1 protein-coding gene and 1 pseudogene are annotated in these 4,318 nt (G+C 27.2%); both read right to left on the reverse strand.

The window, feature by feature from the left end:
* Positions 1–348: pseudogene (locus ELQ16_RS09695) on the reverse strand (hypothetical protein); the annotation flags it as partial.
* 18 nt (positions 349–366) lie between these two features.
* Positions 367–4,143, reverse strand: a complete 3,777-nt coding sequence (locus ELQ16_RS09700) for a hypothetical protein (RefSeq protein WP_134239433.1) — start codon at positions 4,141–4,143, stop codon at positions 367–369.
* Positions 4,144–4,318: the final 175 nt, after the last annotated feature.

A 4,318-nucleotide genomic window follows, 5' to 3' on the forward strand; every position in this document is an offset into this window, starting at 1 on the left:
ATATCTTTCTCTTTTAGTTTTTAAAGATTTATAATAAGCTTTTTCTGCTTTAGTCCAAGGAGCTATGCTTCCTTTAACAGGATCTTTTAAATATATGCTTTGCCATTCTTTAAATTCAAGCAAAGTAGAAGCTTGTCCTGTATAAAAGTTAGGATCTAGATACTTGGGTTTATAGTCTTTGTAGGGGGAGTTTCTTAATATGCGATCGGATTCAAAAAGGGCTTTGGAATATTCTTGGGTATAATCGCCTGTGGGTTTAGCACTTCCTGAAAAAATGATTTTATTAGTGTCTTTATATACATCCATTATTAACCCATTGGGTGTATAAATCTCATAAGTTTCGCTCATTATCTATCCTTCTTTAATTTATCCTATATACAAACCATCTTCTATGATTATAGTAGTGGCTAGTCTGCCTATGAAGTTAGGCGGGGATTTTGTTTCTGATGTGATATCAGCATTTGCACTTGTCTTATTGGTCGTATCTTCTTTGCCTCTACTTGTATTAGAAGTTTTATCTCTATTTCCATTTATCCCCATATACATAGCCTTAAGATTGTTTTGTCCTATGATATTGAGTTTTTCTAGTAATCTTCTGGTTTTATTTTTATCTTCTATACATTTTCCTTCTTCATATTTGACAATATAAAGTCCATTAGCAAAATCTTGTAAAATTTGTAAAGCTTCATTATAAGCATGGATGGGACTATCTTCATCCTTTTTAAAAGCACTAATTTGCTTTTCTTTATTTCTAAACTCTTTAAACAAAGGATGATTACAAGGGAGTTGATATATAGTGCATTTTTTAAGTTCTAAAGATTTTAACTCTTTGAAATAAAAAGCATAATCATCTATAATATATTTTTCTTCTTTTACATCCTCTAAAGCAGTTGCATTTCTTTTCTCATCAATAATCAAATAAGACAAAAGTCTTTTTAAAAGAAATTCTTTATTTTCTTCAAGCTTTTGATCTATTTCATAATGAAAGGAAAAATGAGTGTCAAAAACTCCTGTGCAAAGATCTATGCCATAAAAAATTTTCTTTAAATCAAAGCTAATGAATTTTGAATTGATTGCAAAAGGATAAGTTATAAAATGATCTCTTATAACCGCCAAAGGAAAATCATCTTTAAAGGTGTAAAGCTGATAAACAATGCTTTCATATTGTTCTTGCAAGGCTTTATAATTTGTTGGAAGAAAGATATTTAGTCCTAGTTGTACTGCAGAATTAAACAAGAGTTCAATTAAATTCCATTTCATTGATTTTATAACAGTTTTAGCCTGAAGCCAATCTGTTTTAACTGCAATCTTTTGAATATGGGACATAGAACTAGCCTTATAATAAAGTTCTTTTAACAATTCTATATCTTTTGCATCTAATTTGTAGCGTTTTTCTATATTTTTTTTGATTGTGTTGAAACTATTAGTATCAATACCGTTTTTTACTTGTTCTGCCATAAAGGATATTTTTATTTTATTAAAAAATAATTCTTCTTTAATTGTAGAAAATCTTTTTGCGGCAATTTTCTTGTTTATAGTCTTAAAATATTTTTTTCCATATTTCTTAATTTCAACTTCGATTTGTGGCTGTGTAAATAAATATATAATGCCAAGTTGTTCGATTAAAACTTCTTTAAAACCTTTTTCTACATAATCAATACAAATATTTGCGATATTTTGAGCTACTTTAATAGGGTCTTTAATATGATAAATAAAATTACCCAAAGGTATAAGGCTACTTATTACTTCCCATAAGATACTGCAATAAAGCTCTATTCTACTTTCTTCAAGCTTTTGTTCTAAAAAACTTTCACCATAAATTTCTTGAAGTCTTTGTTTTAATTCTTCATCTGTTAATTCAATATTTAATTCTTTTAATAATTCATCGAAAAATTTTTGTATGTTTTTGTTGTTTATTTTTTCGTTTTTATCATTATCTTTACTGCTTTCTATAAAAATATCTAATAAATCTTGAGTGAAGTCGATAGCATTAACTTTTGGTTCAAAAATGCGTTCATTTTTTTCTTCAAAAATCCAGCAATCATTATCTTCAAACACAAAATATTTTTCTTCCAAATATCTTACACAAATATCTCCTAACATGTTTTTTACAAATTTTGACTCCAAATTGCCAAAAAGCTGCTTTGCACGATAAAGCTCCCAAGCAATTTGTAAACATTCTTTTATATTATAAGGTCTTAATCCCCTTAAGGTTTCTTGTTTGGATTCACTAGTTTTTTTAAAAACCGTATCTTGCAAATAACTTAAATATTGGTGAGCTAATTTTTTTTCTTTTTCTATGATGGATTCTTTGTCTTCGTTTTGTTTAAAGAAATTTTGGATATAAAAATAAGGAAGCCATTTTTTATCATTTATTTTTTTATTATAATCATCATAATTTGATTTTGACTCATATAGATAATATGCTGTTGCTACTTTTTCTATTAATGTTGGTGTCAAAAAAGCCGATTTGATTATACCTTCACAGGATTCTTTCATATCCTTATAAACCTTTTGCATATCTTCATAAGCTTTTTTACTATTCTCATAAGCTTCTTTAGATATTTTCACAAAAGGGCTTAATTGTAAAATATAAGGTTCATTTTCATCTTGTGGCATTTCTATGCTATATTCGCTATAATCCCTTGTACTGTCATAAGTTTTTTTTGATGTATCAATACTTTTTTTAATTCTTCTGTATTTATCTTGTATATTATAGTTGGCGATTTCTTGAGTTAAGCTTTCATTGAGTCCTGCATTGTATTTATTAGGGATATTTGAAATAATCAAATAATTTTTACTCATTTTAGTTGTATTTAAATCTATTTGTGCATTTTGATTTTTTTGTGTGAAAAATTCAGCCAATTTGCTTGAGTTAAAATTTGGACTTTCTATATAAGAAAAATAAATAAATTGTTTAATATCTTCTTGCAAATTGTTTAAAATAGCATTGTTTTTTAAATACAAATTAGATAATTGTTGCGTTGAAACAAAAGCGGGCAAATTGCTCGATTTTGAATCATTAGCTGTATTTTTACTCTCATTGTCTTTTTGTTCTGGGTTTAAAAAGATTTCACTAAAAATATTTTCAATGCTTTTTATTTCTTCGCTTAAAGTGATTCTATGAGCTAAATTTGAAGCGATATTGCTTTCATCGCTTCCAAGATACAATCCAAAGCCACTTAAATCAATAATTTCTTTTTTATCAATAATTAAAACACAAGATAACAAGCGAGAATTAATATAATGAATAAACATTGCGCATCTAGTGGCTAAAAATGCAGCTAAAGGCGTTAAAAGCGTACCATATTCTCTTTGAGTAAATTCATAATACTCGCTTGCAGAACCCATTAAAGAAAATAAACCAGCAGCCAAAATAGCTAGTCCTGCCCCACCTGTAAGAACGGCTATCACTGTAGCTATTATAACGCCTGCTATGGTGCTTAGTATTATTTTAATTTCTTCATCATCTTTTTCTTCGGCAAGTTTTTTAATATGTTCTAACAACTCATCGATGAATTTTTTATAAGTATTTTTTAAAGTGGGACTTATACTGTTTTTAAAAAAATTCGATTCTATGACATTTTCAATCTTTTCTAAAACTTTTTTCTTAAAACCATCAAATTTATCACCGCTTATATCATCAGGATCGATGTTTTCGATTAGTTTTTCTAAGGTTGTTATATCTTTAGAATCTTTGGCTAATTCTTTTAAAGTATTGATAAATTCAATGCAAAGATTATTTTTATCCGCGTAATAAAAAAGATTAAAATTTTTATCTTTATTGTGTTTCTTATCTTGAATTTCTTCTTTTAAGTCTCTTAAATAAGCTTTAGTACAAATTTCACTGCTTGATAAATCTTTTAAATTTACATTTTGTCCAGCATCAAGCTCATTAAGAGTATGGATATTTACTTCTATATTATTGTGATTATCGCGAGTTTGTTTTAAAATTTCTAGTATTTCCATAGCCAATATTTGATTTTTAGATAGGATGTTTCCTTGATGAAAACCAATATTTTTTAATATAGCGTGTAAAACAGAAAAATTAGGATAAATAAAATCAATCTGCTTGACTTTTTTATTGTCGATTGTTAGTTTTTTAATGGTCTGAATTAACTCTGTTTTAGAACTTATAAACATAAAAGATTCCTTATATAAAGCATTATTATATCATTTTTTATTTGCTAATATTTTAATTATCTATCTATCAATCTCCCCAATCTACCTAAGCACATTGCCTTAATTTCGAAGGAACAAAATTAAAAGAAAATTTACCGCTGCAAGCATAAAGGGATAAATCTTGCATTGCATGATA

Source organism: Campylobacter sp. US33a, assembly GCF_004378855.1.
GTDB lineage: Bacteria > Campylobacterota > Campylobacteria > Campylobacterales > Campylobacteraceae > Campylobacter_D.

Excerpts from the sequence above, each read along its gene's own strand:
- ELQ16_RS09700 (WP_134239433.1), bottom strand. The coding sequence starts at position 4,143 with ATGTTTATAAGTTCTAAAACAGAGTTAATTCAGACCATTAAAAAACTA.